Annotated in this window: 17 protein-coding genes; 13 read left to right on the top strand and 4 right to left on the bottom strand. The window is 54.8% G+C overall.

Features of this window, described 5'->3' with window-relative positions:
• Positions 1-220: 220 nt before the first annotated feature.
• The 3 genes from BMW31_RS03720 to BMW31_RS03710 all read left to right on the top strand — a co-directional run bounded on the left by BMW31_RS03720 (position 221) and on the right by BMW31_RS03710 (position 4639).
• Positions 221-2461, top strand: a complete 2241-nt coding sequence (locus BMW31_RS03720) for an inorganic phosphate transporter (RefSeq protein ID WP_091821202.1) — start codon at positions 221-223, stop codon at positions 2459-2461.
• A gap of 70 nt (positions 2462-2531) precedes the next feature.
• On the top strand, positions 2532-3218 hold the full coding sequence (locus BMW31_RS03715) for a response regulator (RefSeq protein ID WP_091821198.1): 687 nt from the start codon (positions 2532-2534) through the stop codon (positions 3216-3218).
• Positions 3215-4639 (top strand): sensor histidine kinase, encoded by a 1425-nt coding sequence (locus tag BMW31_RS03710; RefSeq protein WP_091821195.1) that lies wholly within the window; start codon positions 3215-3217, stop codon positions 4637-4639. The genes BMW31_RS03715 and BMW31_RS03710 overlap by 4 nt, the downstream gene beginning before the upstream one ends.
• Here the strand turns inward: BMW31_RS03710 and BMW31_RS03705 are convergent.
• On the bottom strand, positions 4617-5555 hold the full coding sequence (locus BMW31_RS03705) for a DMT family transporter (RefSeq protein ID WP_091821192.1): 939 nt from the start codon (positions 5553-5555) through the stop codon (positions 4617-4619). The genes BMW31_RS03710 and BMW31_RS03705 overlap by 23 nt on opposite strands.
• A gap of 360 nt (positions 5556-5915) precedes the next feature.
• Between BMW31_RS03705 and lysS the strand changes: the two genes are divergently transcribed.
• The 6 genes from lysS (at position 5916) to BMW31_RS03675 (ending at position 11919) form a co-directional block, all read left to right on the top strand.
• Positions 5916-7649 (top strand): lysine--tRNA ligase, encoded by a 1734-nt coding sequence (lysS, locus tag BMW31_RS03700; RefSeq protein WP_091821189.1) that lies wholly within the window; start codon positions 5916-5918, stop codon positions 7647-7649.
• 36 nt (positions 7650-7685) lie between these two features.
• Positions 7686-8681 (top strand): NAD(P)H-dependent glycerol-3-phosphate dehydrogenase, encoded by a 996-nt coding sequence (locus BMW31_RS03695; protein WP_091821186.1) that lies wholly within the window; start codon positions 7686-7688, stop codon positions 8679-8681.
• 3 nt (positions 8682-8684) lie between these two features.
• Entirely contained in the window at positions 8685-10043 is a 1359-nt protein-coding gene (locus tag BMW31_RS03690; protein ID WP_091821183.1) for a glucose-6-phosphate isomerase, read from the top strand.
• A gap of 97 nt (positions 10044-10140) precedes the next feature.
• Positions 10141-10902, top strand: a complete 762-nt coding sequence (locus BMW31_RS03685; RefSeq protein WP_091821180.1) for an HAD family hydrolase — start codon at positions 10141-10143, stop codon at positions 10900-10902.
• Positions 10903-10977: 75 nt separating this feature from the next.
• Complete coding sequence (locus tag BMW31_RS03680) at positions 10978-11547, top strand: hypothetical protein (RefSeq protein WP_091821177.1); 570 nt, start codon at positions 10978-10980, stop codon at positions 11545-11547.
• 102 nt (positions 11548-11649) lie between these two features.
• The gene (locus BMW31_RS03675; RefSeq protein WP_091821174.1) at positions 11650-11919 is read left to right on the top strand and encodes a DUF1294 domain-containing protein; all 270 of its coding nucleotides are present in this window, start codon (positions 11650-11652) and stop codon (positions 11917-11919) included.
• Positions 11920-12066: 147 nt separating this feature from the next.
• Here BMW31_RS03675 and BMW31_RS03670 read toward each other — a convergent pair whose 3' ends face one another.
• Positions 12067-12384, bottom strand: coding sequence for a heavy metal-binding domain-containing protein (locus BMW31_RS03670; protein WP_091821171.1), 318 nt, complete (start codon positions 12382-12384; stop codon positions 12067-12069).
• Positions 12385-12526: 142 nt separating this feature from the next.
• Here BMW31_RS03670 and BMW31_RS03665 point away from each other — a divergent pair, with 142 nt between their 5' ends.
• Complete coding sequence (locus tag BMW31_RS03665) at positions 12527-12793, top strand: hypothetical protein (RefSeq protein ID WP_091821168.1); 267 nt, start codon at positions 12527-12529, stop codon at positions 12791-12793.
• Here BMW31_RS03665 and mnmA read toward each other — a convergent pair.
• Positions 12790-13917, bottom strand: a complete 1128-nt coding sequence (gene mnmA / locus BMW31_RS03660; protein ID WP_091821165.1) for a tRNA 2-thiouridine(34) synthase MnmA — start codon at positions 13915-13917, stop codon at positions 12790-12792. The two genes, BMW31_RS03665 and mnmA, sit on opposite strands and share 4 nt — an antisense overlap.
• A gap of 114 nt (positions 13918-14031) precedes the next feature.
• On the opposite strand from mnmA, the gene BMW31_RS03655 reads away from it, so the two are divergent.
• The 3 genes from BMW31_RS03655 to BMW31_RS03645 all read left to right on the top strand — a co-directional run bounded on the left by BMW31_RS03655 (position 14032) and on the right by BMW31_RS03645 (position 17139).
• Positions 14032-14736, top strand: a complete 705-nt coding sequence (locus BMW31_RS03655) for a DNA alkylation repair protein (protein ID WP_091821162.1) — start codon at positions 14032-14034, stop codon at positions 14734-14736.
• Positions 14737-15941: 1205 nt separating this feature from the next.
• Positions 15942-16883 carry an SPFH domain-containing protein gene (locus tag BMW31_RS03650; protein ID WP_091821160.1) on the top strand — a complete coding sequence of 314 codons (942 nt, stop codon included), beginning with the start codon at positions 15942-15944 and terminating at the stop codon, positions 16881-16883.
• Positions 16884-16926: 43 nt separating this feature from the next.
• Entirely contained in the window at positions 16927-17139 is a 213-nt protein-coding gene (locus BMW31_RS03645) for a type II toxin-antitoxin system antitoxin (protein ID WP_091821157.1), read from the top strand.
• 113 nt (positions 17140-17252) lie between these two features.
• Here BMW31_RS03645 and BMW31_RS03640 read toward each other — a convergent pair whose 3' ends face one another.
• Positions 17253-18029, bottom strand: a complete 777-nt coding sequence (locus tag BMW31_RS03640; RefSeq protein WP_091821154.1) for a hypothetical protein — start codon at positions 18027-18029, stop codon at positions 17253-17255.
• Positions 18030-18031 lie beyond the last annotated feature (2 nt).

Raw genomic sequence — 18031 nt, 5'->3', positions numbered from 1 at the left:
CACTTGTCGCACGATTGTGTGACACTTGTCGAATGATTGTGCGACAGGTGTCGAAAGTTCCCGAAGCACATCTTTTACACCGTAATTGATGGCTGGTGATTACCCAAGGAGGCAGTAACAGTATTGTAACATATATGTAAACGAATAGTTACACGCGCTTAAAGTTTCTGTAATACGGTTGTTATACCTTTGTCGGCGAAGAAAAAACCATTCCGAATATATGGAAACTATCTATTTAGTTATTGTCGTCTTCCTGCTCTGTTTGGCAGTGTTCGACCTCTTTGTGGGCGTAAGCAACGACGCCGTAAACTTTCTGCAGTCGGCCGTAGGCGCCCGTGTAGGCACCTTCAGGACCATTCTCATCATCGCTTCGTTCGGCGTTCTGGCGGGTGCCGTCATGTCATCGGGCATGATGGACGTGGCCCGCCACGGCATCATGGTACCTCAGAATTACTCGTTCGACGAAGTAATGACCATCTTCATGGCCGTGATGGTGACCGACATCATTGTGCTCGACGTGTTCAACTCGCTCGGCATGCCCACCTCGACCACGGTGTCGCTGGTCTTTGAACTGCTGGGAGCAACCTTTGCCCTGGCAGCTATAAAGCTGATGGGCGGTACCGACCTGGGCCTCGGCGACCTGCTGAATACGGACAAGGCCATGAGTGTAATCATCGCCATCTTCGTTTCCGTGGCCATAGCCTTCGTGTTCGGTACCATCGTGATGTGGCTCACGCGCGTTGTCTTCACGTTCAACTACAAGCACCATTCGCGTTATTCCATCGCCATCTTCGGCGGTATCGCCTTTACGGCGCTGGCTTATTTCATCTTTCTCAAGGGCGTAGGCAACAGCCCCTACATATCAGAAGAGAGCCGCCAGTGGATAGAACAGAACATGCGGACGCTCATCGTGGGCACCTTCGTGGGCTCAACGGTGCTCATGGAGGTTCTCCATCTGCTGCGCGTAAACATCTTCAAGCTCGTTGTACTCATGGGTACCTTCGCGCTGGCCATGGCCTTTGCGGGCAACGACCTGGTGAACTTCATCGGCGTTCCGTTGGCAGGACTGGACAGTTATCAGGACTACATGGCCCACGGTGCCGGCTCCACGCCCACCAGCTTCATGATGACGAGCCTGGCGGAGAGTGCCAAGACGCCGCCCCTCTACCTGCTGCTGGCCGGCATCATCATGATAGTGGCCATGGCAACGTCCAAGAAGGCGCAGCATGTTATCAAGACTTCGGTCGACCTCTCGCGGCAGGATGAGCACACGGAGATGTTCGGCTCCTCGAGAGCAGCAAGGAGTCTGGTGCGTTTCTTTCAGAACATGTCCTCCACGATAGATAGCTACATGCCCGACGGTATCCAGCGCTGGCTCAACTTCAGGTTTAACCGGCGCGGCACGGAACTGAGCGACGGAGCCGCCTTCGACGTGGTGCGGGCCGCCGTTAACCTGGTACTCGCGTCGCTGCTCATCACCATCGGCACCAACTACAAGCTGCCGCTCTCTACCACCTACGTAACTTTCATGGTGGCTATGGGTAGCTCGCTGGCCGACAAAGCTTGGGGACGGGAGAGCGCCGTGTTCAGGGTAACGGGCGTGATAGCCGTTATCGGCGGCTGGTTCATTACGGCCGGCGTGGCTTTCGTGGCCAGTCTGATTGTGTGCCTGGCCATGTACTACGGCGGCATTATCGTGCAGGCAGCCTTCATGATCTTTGTAGTCTACCAGCTCATCAGCTCGAGCCGCAAGTTCAATCGCAGCAAGAAAGACAGCAGCAAGAGCCTCTCGGAACTCATGATGCGCACACACGATGCGGATATAGTATGGGAGCTGCTGCGCAAACACGTGGGCCGCACCCAGAGTTTCATGACGATGTTCACCCTGGAGCAGTACAACCAGATTGTTGACGGCTTCTTTGACGACAGGCCACGCATGCTCCACCACGCGCAGAGGGAACTGAAAAAGCAGAAAGGAGAACTGAAGCAGGACCGCCGGCAGGAACTCATCGCACTGAAGAAAGTGCCCGTTGAGATAGGTATAGAGCGCAACACGTGGTTCCACATCGGCGTCAACGCCGCCACGCAGTACATCTACTGCACGCTCAGAATGCTGGAACCCATTCAGGAACACGTAGAGAACAACTTCAATCCCATACCGCGCAGCCTGAAAGAAGAGTACGAACCCATACGCAGAACCATCAATGACCTGATGAAACAAACCAATGACATGATTTCGACAGGGCGCTTCGAGCATTACCGGGACGTGCTGGCCGACGCCGACTCACTGAAAGACGAGCTGAGCCTTACACGCAAACGGCACATTGACCGCATGCAGCAGACGCGCGGCAACGAGTATCTGCAACTCTCGCTCGTATATCTCAACCTGCTGCAGGAAAGCCAGCAGCTGCTCAGCAACATGCGCCACCAGCTGCGCGGAGCCAAAAAGTTCCTGGAATAAAAAATATAGCAGCATGGCAACAGGGATGAAGCAAATAATTTGTATTTTTGTAGCAGAAAACCAATAAGCTATGAGCGAACCTCACAGAATACTCGTCGTAGACGACGAACAGGATCTTTGCGAGATTCTGAAGTTCAATCTCGAAACCGCCGGTTATCAGGTCGACACAGCCAACTCGGCCGAAGAAGCGCTCACTATGGGCGTGGCAGGCTACGACCTGCTGCTGCTTGACGTGATGATGGGCGGCAAGTCGGGCTTCGACTTGGCACAACAGCTGAAGTCGAACCCTGCCACCGCCGCCATTCCCATCATCTTCCTCACGGCCCGCGACACAGAGAACGACACCGTGCGCGGCTTCAACCTCGGGGCCGACGACTACATAGCCAAGCCTTTCTCCATCCGTGAAATGACGGTGAGGGTGAGGGCCGTGCTCAGGCGGAGTGCCGAGAAAGACGCCGAACAGCCCCATGTACTCAGCTACCAGGGGCTGGAAATGAACCTTGACAAGAAGACTGTGAGCATTGACGGCACCGACATTCCCTTCACGAAGACCGAATTCGAGCTGCTGCAACTGCTGCTCGAAGAGCGTGGCAAGGTGTTTTCGAGGCAGGAACTCATAGACCGCATCTGGCCCAAAGACGTGCTGGTGCTCAACCGCACGGTCGATGTAAACATCACGAGACTAAGGAAGAAGATTGGCCGGTTTGCCAAGTGCATCGTCACTCGGCTGGGATTTGGCTATTACTTTGACGCATGAAGAGGATTCCCGTCGACAAACAGCTCTACCTGAGCGTAATGGCACTGTTCCTGGTGTTTGCGGCCGTCTTCATTGTTTTCCAGCAGAAACGCGAAAAACAATTCAAGATTGACGCACTCAACGCGCGCCTGCAGAACTACAATGACAGGATGCAGGACTGGCTGAGCTACCAGGGACGGCACGACGAGGCCACACTCAACGGCTACGTAAGCCGCCATCGGGCCGACGGTATCAGGGTAACACTCATCGACAAGCATGGAAAAGTGTTCTTCGACAATATCAGGAAGAACTATGCCAGCATTTCCAATCACGCCAACCGCAAAGAAGTTGTCCAGGCCTTGCGGTCAGGAAGGGGCTCGACCGTGGAGCGCAACAGCGCTACCTTGAAGCGCGAATACTTCTACTCGGCAACTTGGTACCCGCAGGAGGGCTTCATCATCAGGAGTGCCCTACCCTACGACAACAACCTCTCCAAATCTCTGCAGGCCGACCAGCACTTTATCTGGTTCGCCGTGGCAGCTTTCATCATCCTCACTTTTATTCTCTACCGCTTCACCAACCGCCTGGGGCGGAACCTGACAAAGCTGCGCAGCTTTGCCTACAAGGCCGATCACAACGAGAGCCTGGACTCGGAAGACCTGGCCGACTTCCCCGACGACGAACTGGGAGAAATAGCCGAACGCATCATCAAGATGTATAAACGGCTGCAATCTACCCGCCAACAGCAGGATATCCTGAAGCGGCAGCTCACCCAGAACATTGCCCACGAGCTGAAAACACCCGTGGCCAGCATACAAGGATACCTGGAAACCATTACCGAGAACCCGCAAATGGACGAGCCTACGAGGGCACAATTCCTGCAAAGATGCTATGCCCAGAGCGAACGACTGACCTCGCTGCTGCGCGATATCTCGACACTGAACCGCATGGACGATGCTCCGGAGATGATGGACTTTGAACAGGTAGACATCGCTGAGACTGTACGCGACATCCAGAAAGAAACGGCTTTGCAATTGGAAAGCCGCAACATGCGCTTCCACAACCTGCTGCCGGCAAGCCTCGTGGTGCAGGGCAACCGCTCGTTACTGTACAGCGTGTTCCGCAATCTGACCGATAACGCCATAGCCTATGCCGGCACCGGCACCGACATCACGCTCACCGCACACGAGCAAAACGGCCTGTGGCAGTTCTCGTTCGCGGACAACGGCGTGGGTGTTCCGGCCGAACACCTGCCCCGACTGTTTGAACGCTTCTACCGTATCGATAAGGGCAGAAGCCGCAAAATGGGCGGAACGGGGCTCGGACTGGCCATTGTGAAGAACGCGGTGCTCATTCACAAGGGCCAGATAAGCGTAAGCAACAATCCCGAAGGCGGACTGCAATTCGTCTTCACCATCCCTACAACAGGAAGAAAAGGCTGACGCCGATGCACGAAATCACAGCTCCGGCAACCACCTTGGGCGTAATGGGCTGGTGAAACATCCACTTGGAAGGCAGCAGAATGATGATGGGCGTCATGGCCATGAGCGTTGACGCGATGCCGGCCGCCGTGTACTGAACGGCCATGAGCGAAAAGGCAACGCCGATGAACGGCCCCGAGAAAACGGCGATGAGCATGGCCAAGAGGCCGCGGCGGTCGTGAACGCTGCGCTTGAGGTCGGCAAATCCGCCCCGTGCCAGCAGCCACAGCGAGAAGCAGAACAGGCCGGCCATGCAGCGAATGGAGTTGGCCGAGAACGGCAGATAGTTGACCACGCGCGGCAGGAGGCCTGCAGGAACATTGGCCGTATAATAATCCAACCCTATCTTACTCAACACCAGGCCCAGCCCCTGACCCAGTCCGGCGCCGATACCGAACATGATTCCCTTGGCCGGCAGCTGCAGGGAGAGGCTCGCCTTGTGGTCTCCGCGCGAGAAAACGCTGATGGCGATGCCCAGTAGCGTTACCGCCATGGCCAGCAGCGAGTGCCAGGAGAGCGTCTGCCCTATCAGCACCCAGGCAAAGAGAGCCGTGAACATGGGCGCCAGCGTCATAAAAAGCTGGCCGTAACGGGAGCCTATCGTGAGGTAACTGTTAAAGAGGCACCAGTCGCCGAAGAAGTAACCCACCACGCCGGAGGCCAGCAGCCACACCCATGCACGCGTGCCGGCGTGCACCGGCAGGAAGTCACCCATGAGCACCCAGCACAGCAGGCACGAGAAAAGCAGTGCCAAGGCCATGCGCCACACGTTCATTACAAACACGCCCAAGTGCTTGCTTCCCACTTCGCTTGCTAAGGCTGCAAGCGTCCAGGAGAAAGCTACGCCGATAGAGATGATTTCGCCCAAGTAATTCATTTTGTGCTGATTGTTTCAAAATCAGCTGCAAAGTTACACAAAACCCGCTACACAGGCAACATTTGCATGGTTTTTCTCGCCGTGCCGCCACCGTCCTCTCGCGGTACCGAAAGGGTGCATCAGGAACTTTCGACAAGTGTCAAATTCATGTTCGACAGGTGTCACACAATCGTGCGACAAGTGTCGAAAGTTCGCGGAGCATATCTTCAAGCCCCCTGTCGACCTCTTGTCGCACCCTCACGGAATGCTTTTTAAAGGCTCATCAACGCGTCCGGGTTGCGTAAAAATTTAAAAACGCAACCGCCATTCAAATAAATTTCGTAACTTTGCATCGTATAGAAAGAAGAATATATATCAGACATGAATGTTTTAGAACTCAGTGAGCAGGAGATTGGGCGCCGCCAGAGTCTCCAAGAACTGCGTGAGATGGGCATCAATCCGTACCCCGCCGCAGCGTTTCCTACCAACGCTTTCTCCACCGATATCAAGCGTGAATTCAAGGAGAACGAGCAAAGAGAAGTGGTGATAGCAGGCCGCATGATGAGCAGACGCATCATGGGCAAGGCCAGCTTTGCCGAGATACAGGACAGCAAAGGACGCATCCAGGTCTACATCACGCGCGATGACATCTGCCCGGGCGATGATAAAGACCTCTACAATAAGGTATTCAAGAAGCTGCTCGACATCGGTGACATCATCGGTATCAAAGGTTTCGTGTTCAAGACACAGACCGGCGAGGTGAGCGTTCACGCGCAGCAGCTCACGTTGTTGAGCAAGAGCATCAAGCCGCTGCCCGTCGTCAAGTACAAGGATGGCGTGGCTTATGACAAGTTCGACGACCCAGAACAGCGCGCAAGGCAGCGCTACGTGGACCTGATAGTGAACGACGGAGTGAAGGAAACGTTCCTGAAACGGGCCACGGTGCTGCGCACCATGCGCAATTTCTTTGACCAGGCAGGCTACACGGAGGTTGAGACGCCCATCCTGCAGAGCATCGCCGGCGGTGCCAGCGCGCGCCCCTTCATCACCCACTTCAATGCACTGAACATCGACATGTACATGCGCATAGCCACCGAACTGTACCTCAAGCGCCTCATCGTGGGCGGCTTCGAGGGCGTGTACGAGATTGGCAAGAACTTCCGCAACGAGGGTATGGACCGCTTCCACAACCCAGAGTTCACGTGCGTGGAGCTCTACGTGCCCTACAAGGACTACAACTGGATGATGGAATTCACCGAGAAGCTGCTCGAAACCATCTGCATCGCCGTGAACGGAACTGACGAGGTGACGATTGGAGACAAAGCTGTGAGCTTCAAGGCTCCCTTCAGGCGCCTCCCTATTCTTGACGCCATCAAGGAGAAAACGGGCTTCGACCTCGACGGAAAGACCGAGGACGAGATACGCCACATTGCCGTTGACGAACTCAAGATGGAAACCATTGACGAGAGCTTCGGCAAGGGCAAGCTCATAGACGAGATTTTCGGAGAGTTCTGCGAGGGCACTTTCATCCAGCCCACGTTCATCATCGACTATCCCGTAGAGATGAGTCCGCTCACCAAGATGCACCGCTCAAAGCCCGGACTCACCGAGCGCTTCGAGCTCATGGTTAACGGTAAGGAGCTGGCCAACGCCTATTCGGAGCTCAACGACCCCATCGACCAGGAGCAGCGTTTTGTGGATCAGATGAAGTTGGCGGCAAAAGGAGACGACGAGGCCATGATTATCGACTACGACTTCCTGCGCTCGTTGCAGTACGGCATGCCGCCTACATCGGGCATCGGCATCGGTATCGACCGCCTCGTCATGCTCATGACAGGCAAGGAGAACATACAGGAAATCATGCTCTTCCCACAGCTCAAGCCCGAAGCCAAGATGCCGCAGAGCAGCATCAGGGAGTGGGCAGAGCTCGGTGTGGCCGAAGACGAGGTGTACGTTCTGCGCAAGGCAGGCTTCAACCTCATATCCGACATCAAGGCGGAGAAAGCCCAGGGGCTGCAACAGAAGCTCGGCGAGATACACAAGAAGTACAAGTTGGAGTTCGAGAAGCCCGGCGTGGAGGAGATTCAGAGCTGGATTGACAAGGCCAACGCATAGCACGCAGGGCCCCGGACGGCTGAAGGAGGTGTGAAGATGTACAACATCGGCAAGACAGCAATCATAGGCAGCGGCAGCTGGGCAACAGCTATAGCCAAGATAGTGGTGCAACACCAGCACCACATAGGCTGGTACATGCGACGTGAGGACCGCATAACAGACTTCCTGCGGCTGGGCCACAACCCGGCTTACCTTACGGGTGTGCACTTCGATACCGGCGAGATTTTCTTCTCACCGGATATCAACAAGATAGCCGAAGCCTACGACACGCTGATTTTCGTGACGCCTTCGCCCTATCTCAAGAGCCACCTCAAGAAGCTCAAGGTAAGGCTGCGAGACAAGTTTATCGTAACAGCCATCAAGGGAATTGTGCCCGATGAGAACCTGGTTTGCTCCGAGTACTTCCACGAAGTGTACCATGTGCCCTACGAGAACCTGGCCTGCATCGGCGGCCCCTCGCATGCCGAGGAAGTTGCACTCGAGCGGCTGAGCTACCTGACCATAGGCTGCAAGGACACGGAAAAGGCCCGCGCCTTTACCGAGACACTGGCTTCAGAGTACATCAAGACCAAGATTTCGGCCGATGTTGTGGGCATCGAGTACGCTTCGGTACTGAAGAACGTGTACGCCATAGCGGCCGGCATCTGCTCCGGACTGAAGTACGGCGACAACTTCCAGGCCGTGCTGATGGCCAATGCCGTACAGGAAATGAGCCGGTTCCTTACCGCCATCCACCCCATAGCACGCAACGTGTACGACAGCGTCTACCTTGGCGACCTGCTTGTAACGGGCTATTCCAACTTCAGTCGTAACCGCACGTTCGGCACCATGATAGGAAGAGGCTACTCGGTAAAGAGCGCCCAGATGGAAATGCAGATGATAGCAGAGGGCTACTACGGCACTAAGTGCATGAGAGAGATAAACAGTCACCTGCACATCAACATGCCTATACTCGATGCCATGTACAATATACTCTACGAAAGCATCACCCCCCAGATTGAAATTAAATTATTAACAGATTCATTTAGATAAGCAATGAAAAGTATTTCACTTGACATCACTAAGGCTGCACAGTTCCTCGGAGCCGGTGCAGTAGAGGCTCTGGAGCCTCAGGTTCAGGCTGCGCAGGAAGCTCTTGAGAACGGAACATGCGCCGGTAACGATTTTCTGGGATGGCTGCACCTGCCGTCTTCCGTCACACCTGCATTCCTCGACGAGGTTCAGGCCTGTGCCGACACGCTGCGCCGGCAGTGCGACGTGGTGGTTGTAGCCGGCATCGGCGGCAGCTACCTCGGTGCACGCGCCGTCATCGAGGCTCTGGGCAACAGCTTCGCCTGGCTCATCCAGGACAAGAAGAACCCTGTTATCGTCTTCGCCGGCAACAACATCGGCGAGGATTACCTGGCCGAGCTGACCGATTATCTGAAAGATAAAAGGTTCGGAGTCATCAACATTTCCAAGTCCGGTACTACCACCGAGACCGCCCTCACCTTCCGTTTGCTGAAGAAACAGTGCGAAGCCCAGCGCGGCAAAGCAGAGGCCAAGGACGTAATAGTGGCCGTAACGGATGCCCGCAAGGGTGCTGCCCGCGCCGCTGCTGATAAGGAAGGATACAAGACTTTCATCATTCCCGACAACGTGGGAGGCCGCTTCTCCGTGCTCACTCCCGTGGGTCTGCTGCCTATAGCCTGCGCAGGGTTCGACATCAAGGCCCTGGTTCAGGGTGCTGCCGACATGGAGCAGGCCACCGGGGTAGATGTTCCCTTCGCCCGGAACCTGGCCGCACAGTACGCTGCCGTGCGTCAGGGACTGTACACGCAGGCCGGAAAGAAGATTGAAATCATAGCCAACTTCCAGCCCAAGCTGCACTTCATAGCCGAATGGTGGAAACAACTGTACGGAGAAAGTGAGGGCAAGGAGCACAAAGGAATATTCCCCGCAGCCTGCGACTTCACAACAGACCTGCACTCGATGGGCCAGTGGATACAGGACGGAGAGCGCTCTATCTTCGAAACAGTGATAAGTGTAGAGACCCCGGAACGCGAACTCGACTTCCCTGCTGATGAGGAGAACCTCGACGGCTTGAACTTCCTGGCCGGCAAGAGGGTGGACGACGTGAACAAGATGGCAGAGCTCGGAACCCGTCTGGCACATGTTGACGGCGGCGTGCCCAATATCCGCATCAGCGTTCCTCGCCTCAACGAATACTACATCGGACAGCTGATTTACTTCTTCGAGAAGGCCTGCGGCATCAGCGGACTGGTGGAGAAAGTGAACCCCTTCAACCAACCGGGCGTGGAGGCTTATAAGAAGAACATGTTTGCACTGCTCGACAAGCCGGGCTACGAGGCCGACAGCAAGGCCATCAAGGAGCGCCTCGCCAACGAACAATGACGCCGATGAACCCGTGTACCGTCATCGCGAAGGCTGCAGGGGCAATGAACCATCAAGTGGGTGCGACAGCAATCGCACCCACTCTTTAGTTATTTTTATGGATTATCACATTCAAGAAGCAATCCGGAAGTACAACACCAGGCTGACCGAAAGCCACCGGCAGGGGGCTGTCTTCACGCCTCGGTGCGTGCTGTTCGATATGGACGGCGTGCTCTACGACTCCATGCCGAACCACGCCATAGCCTGGCAACGGTCCATGGCGGAGTTCGGCATCCGCATGGAGGCTGCCGATGCCTACGCCACAGAGGGCATGAAAGGCGTTGACACCATCCGTATTCTGGCCCGCCGGCAGCTCGGCAAGGAGCTTACAGAGGCCGAAGCGCAAGCCATGTACGACGAGAAGACGCGTCTCTTCCATGAGATGCCCACGGCGCCTGTATTCGATGGCGTCATTGATATCATGCAGCGCATCCGCAAAGCGGGTATGCAGATAGGCATCGTGACAGGTTCGGGACAGCGGCCGCTCATCAAACGGCTGATGGACGACTTCGGTTCATTCATCGTCGAGGGGCATATCGTGACGGCCTACAACGTAGATCACGGCAAGCCCGCACCCGACCCATACCTCAAGGGGCTGCAGTTTGCAGGCAATCTGAAACCCTGGGAGGGCATTGTCATTGAGAACGCACCGCTCGGAGTGCGTGCCGGAAAGGCCGCGGGCTGCTTCACCATAGCCGTTAACAGCGGTCCACTGACTGACGAGACGTTGCTCCGCGAGGGCGCCGACATCGTTCTGCCCACCATGCGCAGCCTCTGTAATCTCTGGCAATCGCTCTTAAAGGAGAGCCTGAACGAATAAGGTTTTTTTATGATAAAAAATGATAAAGGGCCTCACTGCGTATCAATTAGAACTTTATCTTTGCAACAAAAAGCCATGCAAAGACTGCTACTCTGTCTTTTCTTCACGGTATCGGCACTTTCGCTGCATGCCCAACGGAGCATTGTTGTCTACAATCTGGATACCAAAACGCCACTACGGGGTGTCAGGATATGGACCAACACGAACCATACCGACACCACCAACTACCTTGGCAGGTGCTCGCTGCCCGAGCAGTTTGACACCCTCGTGGTGAGCAAGCCCGGCTTCCTGGCCGCCCGACTGCCCCGCAAACTCGTCACGGACTCCATCCCCCTGCTGCCCAATGCCCACCGATTGGGCGAGGTGGTGGTATATGGAAGCGACCTGTCCAAACGACTGAACGAGAGCGTAAACCAATGGACGAAAGCTGCGGCCACATCAGTACCGCAGCCGAGTGGCTACAGTTTCGACTTCTTCAGCCTCTTCGACGGCAGCGCGCGCAGGCATGCACGGCAGCGAAAGGAACTGGAGAAGGCTTTTAAAAAGATGGACACATACGATGAAGAACCCATTATCAACGCCTACAAGAAGACCCAAGAGGAGCTGAAACGGCAAAAGGAAGCAGCCGGAAGCGGGCAGAAATAACCGCTGCACCCATGCAGCGCCCGCCCGCAACGATGCTTTTACGCTCCCGATAGTACCTCTTTAATATATCCATTGCACAGACAACACCCCATTACCCGCAACATGAAAGCTCTGATAATATACCTTGCAGCCGTCAACCTGTTTACCTTCGCCCTTTACGGCATCGACAAGCTGAAAGCCAAACGGCATGCTTGGCGCGTGCCCGAAGCCACCTTGCTGGGCCTTGCTGCTGTCGGAGGCTCAGCCGGTGCACTGCTTGCCATGCGCACGTTCCACCACAAAACGCGCCATCTCAAGTTCAAGTACGGCGTTCCCACCATCCTTTCACTCCAACTGCTTGTAGCGTATTTCCTTATTTTAGGCAGAAGTTAAAGTAGGTAAAGAAGTTATCGCTCACTCCGTTCGCTAAGAAGTTGAAGCCAAAAGTCTGTTAAAACAAAGTGACGAACATACGGCCTTTAACTTCTTAACTTCCTTATCTACTTTAACTTCTATATCACTTCAAACAGCCATCCTCACCTAAACCACCACTGCCGTGCCCGAACAGGTGACCATAATCATAGAGTTTCCCTGCCCGATAGTTTCGTAATCGATGTCGATACCCACAATGGCATTGGCGCCCAAAGCGGCAGCCCGTTCTCCCATTTCGGCCATGGCAGTCTCTTTGGCCTCACGAAGTACCTTCTCGTAGCTGTTGCTTCGGCCGCCGATAACGTCGCGGATGCCGGCCAAGAAGTCTTTGAAAAAGTTGGCACCGATAATGGTTTCGCCCGTCACCACGCCCTTGTATTCGCGTATGGGCTGGCCTTCGAGTTGTGGAGTTGTAGAATAAATCATAGTTCCAAGATATTAGTAAATGAATAAAAGTGCTACAAATTTAAGGTAAAAAATCGACTTCGGACGCATGAGCAACGGTAAATCTGCATTTTTTTCATTAATTTTACCACCATTGTTTCACCCACTTCACGAACAGATATACATGCCAACAGAAGATTACACCGACCGGGCGATACGCTTCATGGAACAGCTCGACAAGCTACGCCACCAGCTTTCGACCGCGCAGGAACAGCAACGGCTCCTCTTAAGTAGGATGATTGAACTCAAGAACAACCACCAAACCGACCTGCCGGAGTACGAAGAACTGAGCCAACGCAGCAAGAACCTGCAAGCCATGATAGACAAATGGCGCCCCATTTACCTGGAGCGCCTGCAAATAATCAAAGACATCAAGGCCTCGCACCGTTAGACCGTAATCTCTGCCGAGCCGTAACAGCGATGGTGATGCTCGTCGTAGACGACGCAGAACTGCCCCGGAGCCACGCCGTGTATCTTGTCGGCCGAGTGCACAAGGGCCTCCGTCGCACCCAGCTCCAGATATCCGGGGTGGAATTCTGGCGTGTGCCGTATCTTGAAAGTAATGGGAATCCAGCCCTGCTGCACCCCTTCCGCACTTGCCGAAGGGTGGAGAGAGCCGGCAACCTGCTGCGGTGCAGCCGTAAGCCAGTGCAGGTCGTGTATCCTGAAATCCTTTTTATACGCTGTTTCAGGGTCGTAGCCGTGGCTCACGTAGAGCACGTTGGCCGCCACGTCCTTCTTCACCACGAACCACGGGCCGCCTCCCAGGCCCAGCCCCTTGCGCTGACCGATGGTGTGGAACCACAGTCCGCGGTGCTCTCCTATCTTCTTTCCGGTCTCCAGTTCGATAATGTCGCCCGTCTGTTCGCCCACATATCGGCGCAGATACTCATTGTAGTCAATCTGTCCGAGGAAGCAGATACCCTGGCTGTCCTTACGCTTCGCGTTCACCAGATGCTCGCTCTCGGCTATTGCACGCACCTCTTCCTTCATCATGTGACCGATGGGAAAGAGCGCCTTGCGCAGCTGCCAATCGTAAATCTGGGCCAGAAAGTCGGTCTGGTCCTTCACGGGGTCGGGGCTGGTGGTAAGCCATTTGCGCCCTTCCAGCCACTCCGTCTGGGCATAGTGGCCCGTAGCAATGAGGTCGTAGGCATGCCCCATCTTCTCGTCAAAGGCTCCGAACTTAATCAATCGGTTGCACATCACGTCGGGATTGGGCGTAAAACCGGCCTTCACCTTGTCCATAGTGTACTTTGTTACTTGCCCCCAATACTCCTTGTGACAGTCAACAACCTGCAGCTTGCAGCCGTATTTGGCCGCAACAGCCGTGGCCATCTCCAGGTCTTCTTCGCTGGAGCAGTCCCACTTCTCCTCTTCCTCGGGGCCAATCTTGATATAGAAGCAGTCGGGATGAAGCCCTAAACGGGCCAGCTCGTACACCACCACACTGCTGTCTACGCCGCCCGAGAGCAGCACAGCTATCCTTTTGTCTTTCAGTTCGTTCACATTCATGGTGCAAAGGTACGCAATTAATCCGATGTATGCAAAACTATCCTAAAACATCGGGCGCCTGATGGCCTGCCCGAAATCTTTGTGTAACTTAGCCGACAAAACGGAAACAAACGCATGGAAAAGGAAACCGAGAACATTATACGCGAGCTGGAAGCGCTCGCCACGGACGAGAAGAAGCGCATGCTGCCGCGGTTTTTCAAGACCGGCAAGGGCCAGTACGGCGAAGGTGACAGGTTTATAGGCGTTACGGTGCCGCTTGTACGCACCGTTGCCAAGACGCACAAAGACGCCACCGGGCAGGTGCTGGACGAGCTGATGGCCTCGCCCTGGCACGAAGCACGCCTCTGCGCACTGCTCATTCTGGTGCTGCAATGCCACCGGGCGAGCACCGAACGGCGCCATGAAATACTGCAATTCTACCTCAACCACACAGCTCGCATCAACAACTGGGACTTGGTCGACCTCTCCGCACCTACCATCGTAGGCGAATACTTGGTGGACCGGGAACGCTCGCTCCTGTACCGTTTGGCCCAGAGCAGCCTGCTGTGGGAGCAGCGCATAGCCGTAGTAAGCACCATGACGCTGATACGGAAGGGGCAGCTCGACGACACCTACAAGCTGGCCACGCTGCTGATGAGCCATCCCCACGACCTGATGCAGAAGGCAACGGGCTGGATGTTGCGCGAAGCAGGCAAGCGCGACAGCCGCCGTTTGTTTGCTTTCGTAGACGACAACCGCCTCACCATGCCGCGCACCATGCTGCGTTACGCCATCGAGAAGTTCCCGCCAGAGGAACGGAAGTACCTCATGCGCAGGTAGGGACGGTGCGGGTAGGCTCCCCTTTTGTCATCCCCTCCTCCGCCTCCCCTTTCCAAGGGGAGGATACCAGTTTACCTTTTCGCCAATCAGTGCTTGCTCTTTCCTTTTAATATATAAGCCTGCAACAGCAGAAAAGTAGGCTTCCTGCTGGCTTGCTGTTGGTTTTTAAAGACAAAGTAACAAAGTATTTTTCCTGCTGGAGAAAACATGCAGCTGTGGTTCCTCCCCTTAGAAAGGGGAGGTTAGGAGGGGATGATTTAAGCTGATGGTTTGCTATCGTCTGCTGCATGGTCATCCCCTCCTCCGCCTCCCCTTTCCAAGGGGAGGATACCAGTTTGCCTTTTCGCCAATCATTGCTTGCTCTTTCCTTTTAATATATAAACCTGCAACAGATGAAAAGTAGGCTTCCTGCTGGGTTGCTGCTTGTTTTTAAAGACAAAGTAACAAAATATTTTTCCTGCCGGAGAAAACATGCAGCTGTGGTTCCTCCCCTTAGAAAGGGGAGGTTAGGAGGGGATGATTTAAGCTGATGGTTTGCTACCGTCTGCTGCGGGATCATCCCCTCCTCCGCCTCCCCTTTCCAAGGGGAGGATACCAGTTTGTCTTTTCGCCAATCATTGCTTGCTCTTTCCTTTTAATATATAAGCCCGCAGCAGATATAAAATTACCCTGTTACTCTGTCTTTCAAAACAAGCTGCAACCCAGCAGGAAACCTGCAACAGCAGAAAAATTACTCTGTTACTCTGTCTTTCAAAACAAGCAACAACCCAGCAGGAAACCTGCAGCAGATGAAAAATTACTCTGTTACTCTGTCTTTCAAAACAAGCAACAACCCAGCAGGAAACCCGCAGCAGATGAAAAATTACCCTGTTACGCTGTCTTAAAAAGCAATCAAAAAGCCAAGCTATAAGATATTGGAAATCAACAGGTTACAAACAGCGTTGTAAAAGGTGCCTTTCAAGGGGCTTGAAAGGCATCTCCAAGCGGCTTGGAGGTATCATTCAGGCGCCCGATTGATGGCATATTAAAATCCCGGTCGGTTGCAGCGCGATGAAGAAACACCAAAAGAAGCATCGTTGCCGGTGAGTTAAAAAGATATAAAAACAACGTATCAAGCGTACAACTAACCAAAAGTTGTGATATATTTGCAATATCATTTTGATATCATTAACCATCAACTGTTCAACCATCAAACAACAACCATTATGGAAAATCAGGAATTCACCTTCAAAGGAGCTACCGTTAACGGCTTTCTGGCCTTTGCTATTATCCTCCTCATCCTTGCAGAAGGCGCCGTTCTCACTGGCTATGGGGCCGAATACGAGAATGTAGCAAAGTTGGTGGCGGGCGTTCTGCTGCTTCTCGTGGGGCTCTTCTGCCTCAAAGGCTTCATCCGTCAGGAGCCCAACGAAGCCCGCGTCATGCTCTTCTTCGGCAAGTACCGGGGCACCTTCAAGCGCGTGGGCTTTACGTGGGTGAACCCTCTCATTACGCCCAAAAAGCTCTCGCTGCGCGCCCGCAACCTCGATGGCGAGCCCATCAAGGTGAACGACAAGCAGGGCAACCCAGTGATGATAGGCCTCGTACTGGTGTGGAAACTCAAGGATACGTACAAGGCCATGTTCGAGATTGACGCCCAGACGATGGCTCATGGCGCCGCTGCCGTGGGGCAGGACGTGAGCAGCATCATGCGTGCTTTTGAGAACTTTGTCAAGATACAGAGTGATGCAGCCCTCAGACAGGTGGCCGGACAGTACGCCTACGACAACACCGACAGCGACGACGAGATAACTCTGCGCAGCGGAAGCGATGAGGTAAACAGCGAACTGGAGACCAAACTGGACGAAAGACTGGCCATGGCGGGCATCGAAATAGTAGAAGCACGCGTCAACTACCTGGCCTACGCGCCCGAGATAGCTGCCGTAATGCTGCGCCGCCAGCAGGCCGACGCCATCATAGCAGCCCGAGAGAAGATAGTGGAAGGTGCCGTGGGGATGGTGAAGATGGCGCTCGACAAGCTCGCAAAGGACGAAGTAGTGGAGCTGGACGACGACAAGAAGGCCGCCATGGTGAGCAACCTGATGGTTGTGTTGTGCGGAGACGACACGGCGCAGCCGGTAGTCAACACGGGCACGCTGAACATGTAGCAACGCCGGCAGCACCCGGAAGGAGAAAGGACACAAACAAATTATGGCCGAAGAAAAAAGGAACAAGAACAAATCTTTTATTCTGCGTGTCGATGCCGACACAATGAATGCCATCGAGAAATGGGCTGCCGACGAGTTTCGCAGCACCAACGGACAGCTGCAGTGGATTATTGCAGAAGCACTGCGCAAGAGCGGCAGGCTGCCCAAAAAGAAGAAACACGCCGGCAGCAGCACAGGTCACGGCCCGGAGGAGTAGGCCTTTGCGGGCGCTGCATAATAGCGACACTCGGGCTGCAACTGTACTGCACACGAATAACTGCAACCTTCCGGCTGCCAAAAAACAAAGATGGGAGTAAGCCAAATAGCAGCTTACTCCCATTTGTATTTGCGGTCTATGTGGCGGTTCAGACTCTTGCCGCGCGTCAGCCTGCCGCGCTCGTCGTACTCGGTCTGGTAACTCTCGAAGAGTAATCGGCTGTAGGAGAGCTGGTAGGCCGCGCCAACGGGCAGCTCGCCAAAGTAGCCCAGGGCCATGAAAGGTATGAGGTCGCGCCGCCCCCACTGCCACGACAGCAGTTCGATGAAGCCCATCTGGGTGGCGGGAGCCATGCTGTCGTAGCGCACATGGGCAGAAACTTGGCTGCCGTCGGGCGCCAGCGACTTGATGGCCGTTACCTTGTCCATCTCCCACTCCCACTCTTCGCCGTTGCCGATGCGCAGCAAATGGCGCCCGCCATCGTATACGAAGCCTGTTGAACGGCCCGTGCGGAGTTCCGTGCGGCTCACGATAAGCCCGTTGTTAAGTTTGTATTCCACCGTTCCCACTGCCCCCTCGCGTACCCGGAACGACGAATCGGTGTAATGATAGCGGCGGAAATAGCTCTTGCCGTACAGCTTCGTCACCGTGTAAGCCGGCCTTCCGCGGGCGTCAAGGTAAAAGCGCATGGTGTCGCAGCTGCTCTCGTGGTCGTCTTCTGTCATGGTGAGCAGCAGCTGCAGGTGCGAGACATCGGCCGAATCATGGCCTGAAGCAGCCTCGGCATCATACAGGATGTTGTCCAGAGGGCTGCGCGGAACCTGCCGCTCATGGCAGGCCGTGCACACGAAGAGGGCGGAGAGAAGCAGAAGGGGCCATGACTGTTTCATGC

It is taken from the genome of Prevotella sp. kh1p2 (assembly GCF_900111525.1).
Lineage (GTDB): Bacteria > Bacteroidota > Bacteroidia > Bacteroidales > Bacteroidaceae > Prevotella.
This window is presented reverse-complemented; position numbering and strand designations above follow the sequence as displayed.

What these genes read in the sequence shown, in the direction of transcription:
- BMW31_RS03685 (WP_091821180.1), top strand. Translation starts at nt 10,141, where the DNA reads ATGGATTATCACATTCAAGAAGCAATCCGGAAGTACAACACCAGGCTG.
- BMW31_RS03670 (WP_091821171.1), bottom strand. Translation starts at nt 12,384, where the DNA reads ATGATTTATTCTACAACTCCACAACTCGAAGGCCAGCCCATACGCGAA.
- BMW31_RS03655 (WP_091821162.1), top strand. Translation starts at nt 14,032, where the DNA reads ATGGAAAAGGAAACCGAGAACATTATACGCGAGCTGGAAGCGCTCGCC.
- BMW31_RS03690 (WP_091821183.1), top strand. Translation starts at nt 8,685, where the DNA reads ATGAAAAGTATTTCACTTGACATCACTAAGGCTGCACAGTTCCTCGGA.
- BMW31_RS03675 (WP_091821174.1), top strand. Translation starts at nt 11,650, where the DNA reads ATGAAAGCTCTGATAATATACCTTGCAGCCGTCAACCTGTTTACCTTC.
- mnmA (WP_091821165.1), bottom strand. Translation starts at nt 13,917, where the DNA reads ATGAATGTGAACGAACTGAAAGACAAAAGGATAGCTGTGCTGCTCTCG.
- BMW31_RS03680 (WP_091821177.1), top strand. Translation starts at nt 10,978, where the DNA reads ATGCAAAGACTGCTACTCTGTCTTTTCTTCACGGTATCGGCACTTTCG.
- BMW31_RS03705 (WP_091821192.1), bottom strand. Translation starts at nt 5,555, where the DNA reads ATGAATTACTTGGGCGAAATCATCTCTATCGGCGTAGCTTTCTCCTGG.
- lysS (WP_091821189.1), top strand. Translation starts at nt 5,916, where the DNA reads ATGAATGTTTTAGAACTCAGTGAGCAGGAGATTGGGCGCCGCCAGAGT.
- BMW31_RS03715 (WP_091821198.1), top strand. Translation starts at nt 2,532, where the DNA reads ATGAGCGAACCTCACAGAATACTCGTCGTAGACGACGAACAGGATCTT.
- BMW31_RS03720 (WP_091821202.1), top strand. Translation starts at nt 221, where the DNA reads ATGGAAACTATCTATTTAGTTATTGTCGTCTTCCTGCTCTGTTTGGCA.
- BMW31_RS03665 (WP_091821168.1), top strand. Translation starts at nt 12,527, where the DNA reads ATGCCAACAGAAGATTACACCGACCGGGCGATACGCTTCATGGAACAG.
- BMW31_RS03710 (WP_091821195.1), top strand. Translation starts at nt 3,215, where the DNA reads ATGAAGAGGATTCCCGTCGACAAACAGCTCTACCTGAGCGTAATGGCA.
- BMW31_RS03650 (WP_091821160.1), top strand. Translation starts at nt 15,942, where the DNA reads ATGGAAAATCAGGAATTCACCTTCAAAGGAGCTACCGTTAACGGCTTT.
- BMW31_RS03695 (WP_091821186.1), top strand. Translation starts at nt 7,686, where the DNA reads ATGTACAACATCGGCAAGACAGCAATCATAGGCAGCGGCAGCTGGGCA.
- BMW31_RS03640 (WP_091821154.1), bottom strand. Translation starts at nt 18,029, where the DNA reads ATGAAACAGTCATGGCCCCTTCTGCTTCTCTCCGCCCTCTTCGTGTGC.
- BMW31_RS03645 (WP_091821157.1), top strand. Translation starts at nt 16,927, where the DNA reads ATGGCCGAAGAAAAAAGGAACAAGAACAAATCTTTTATTCTGCGTGTC.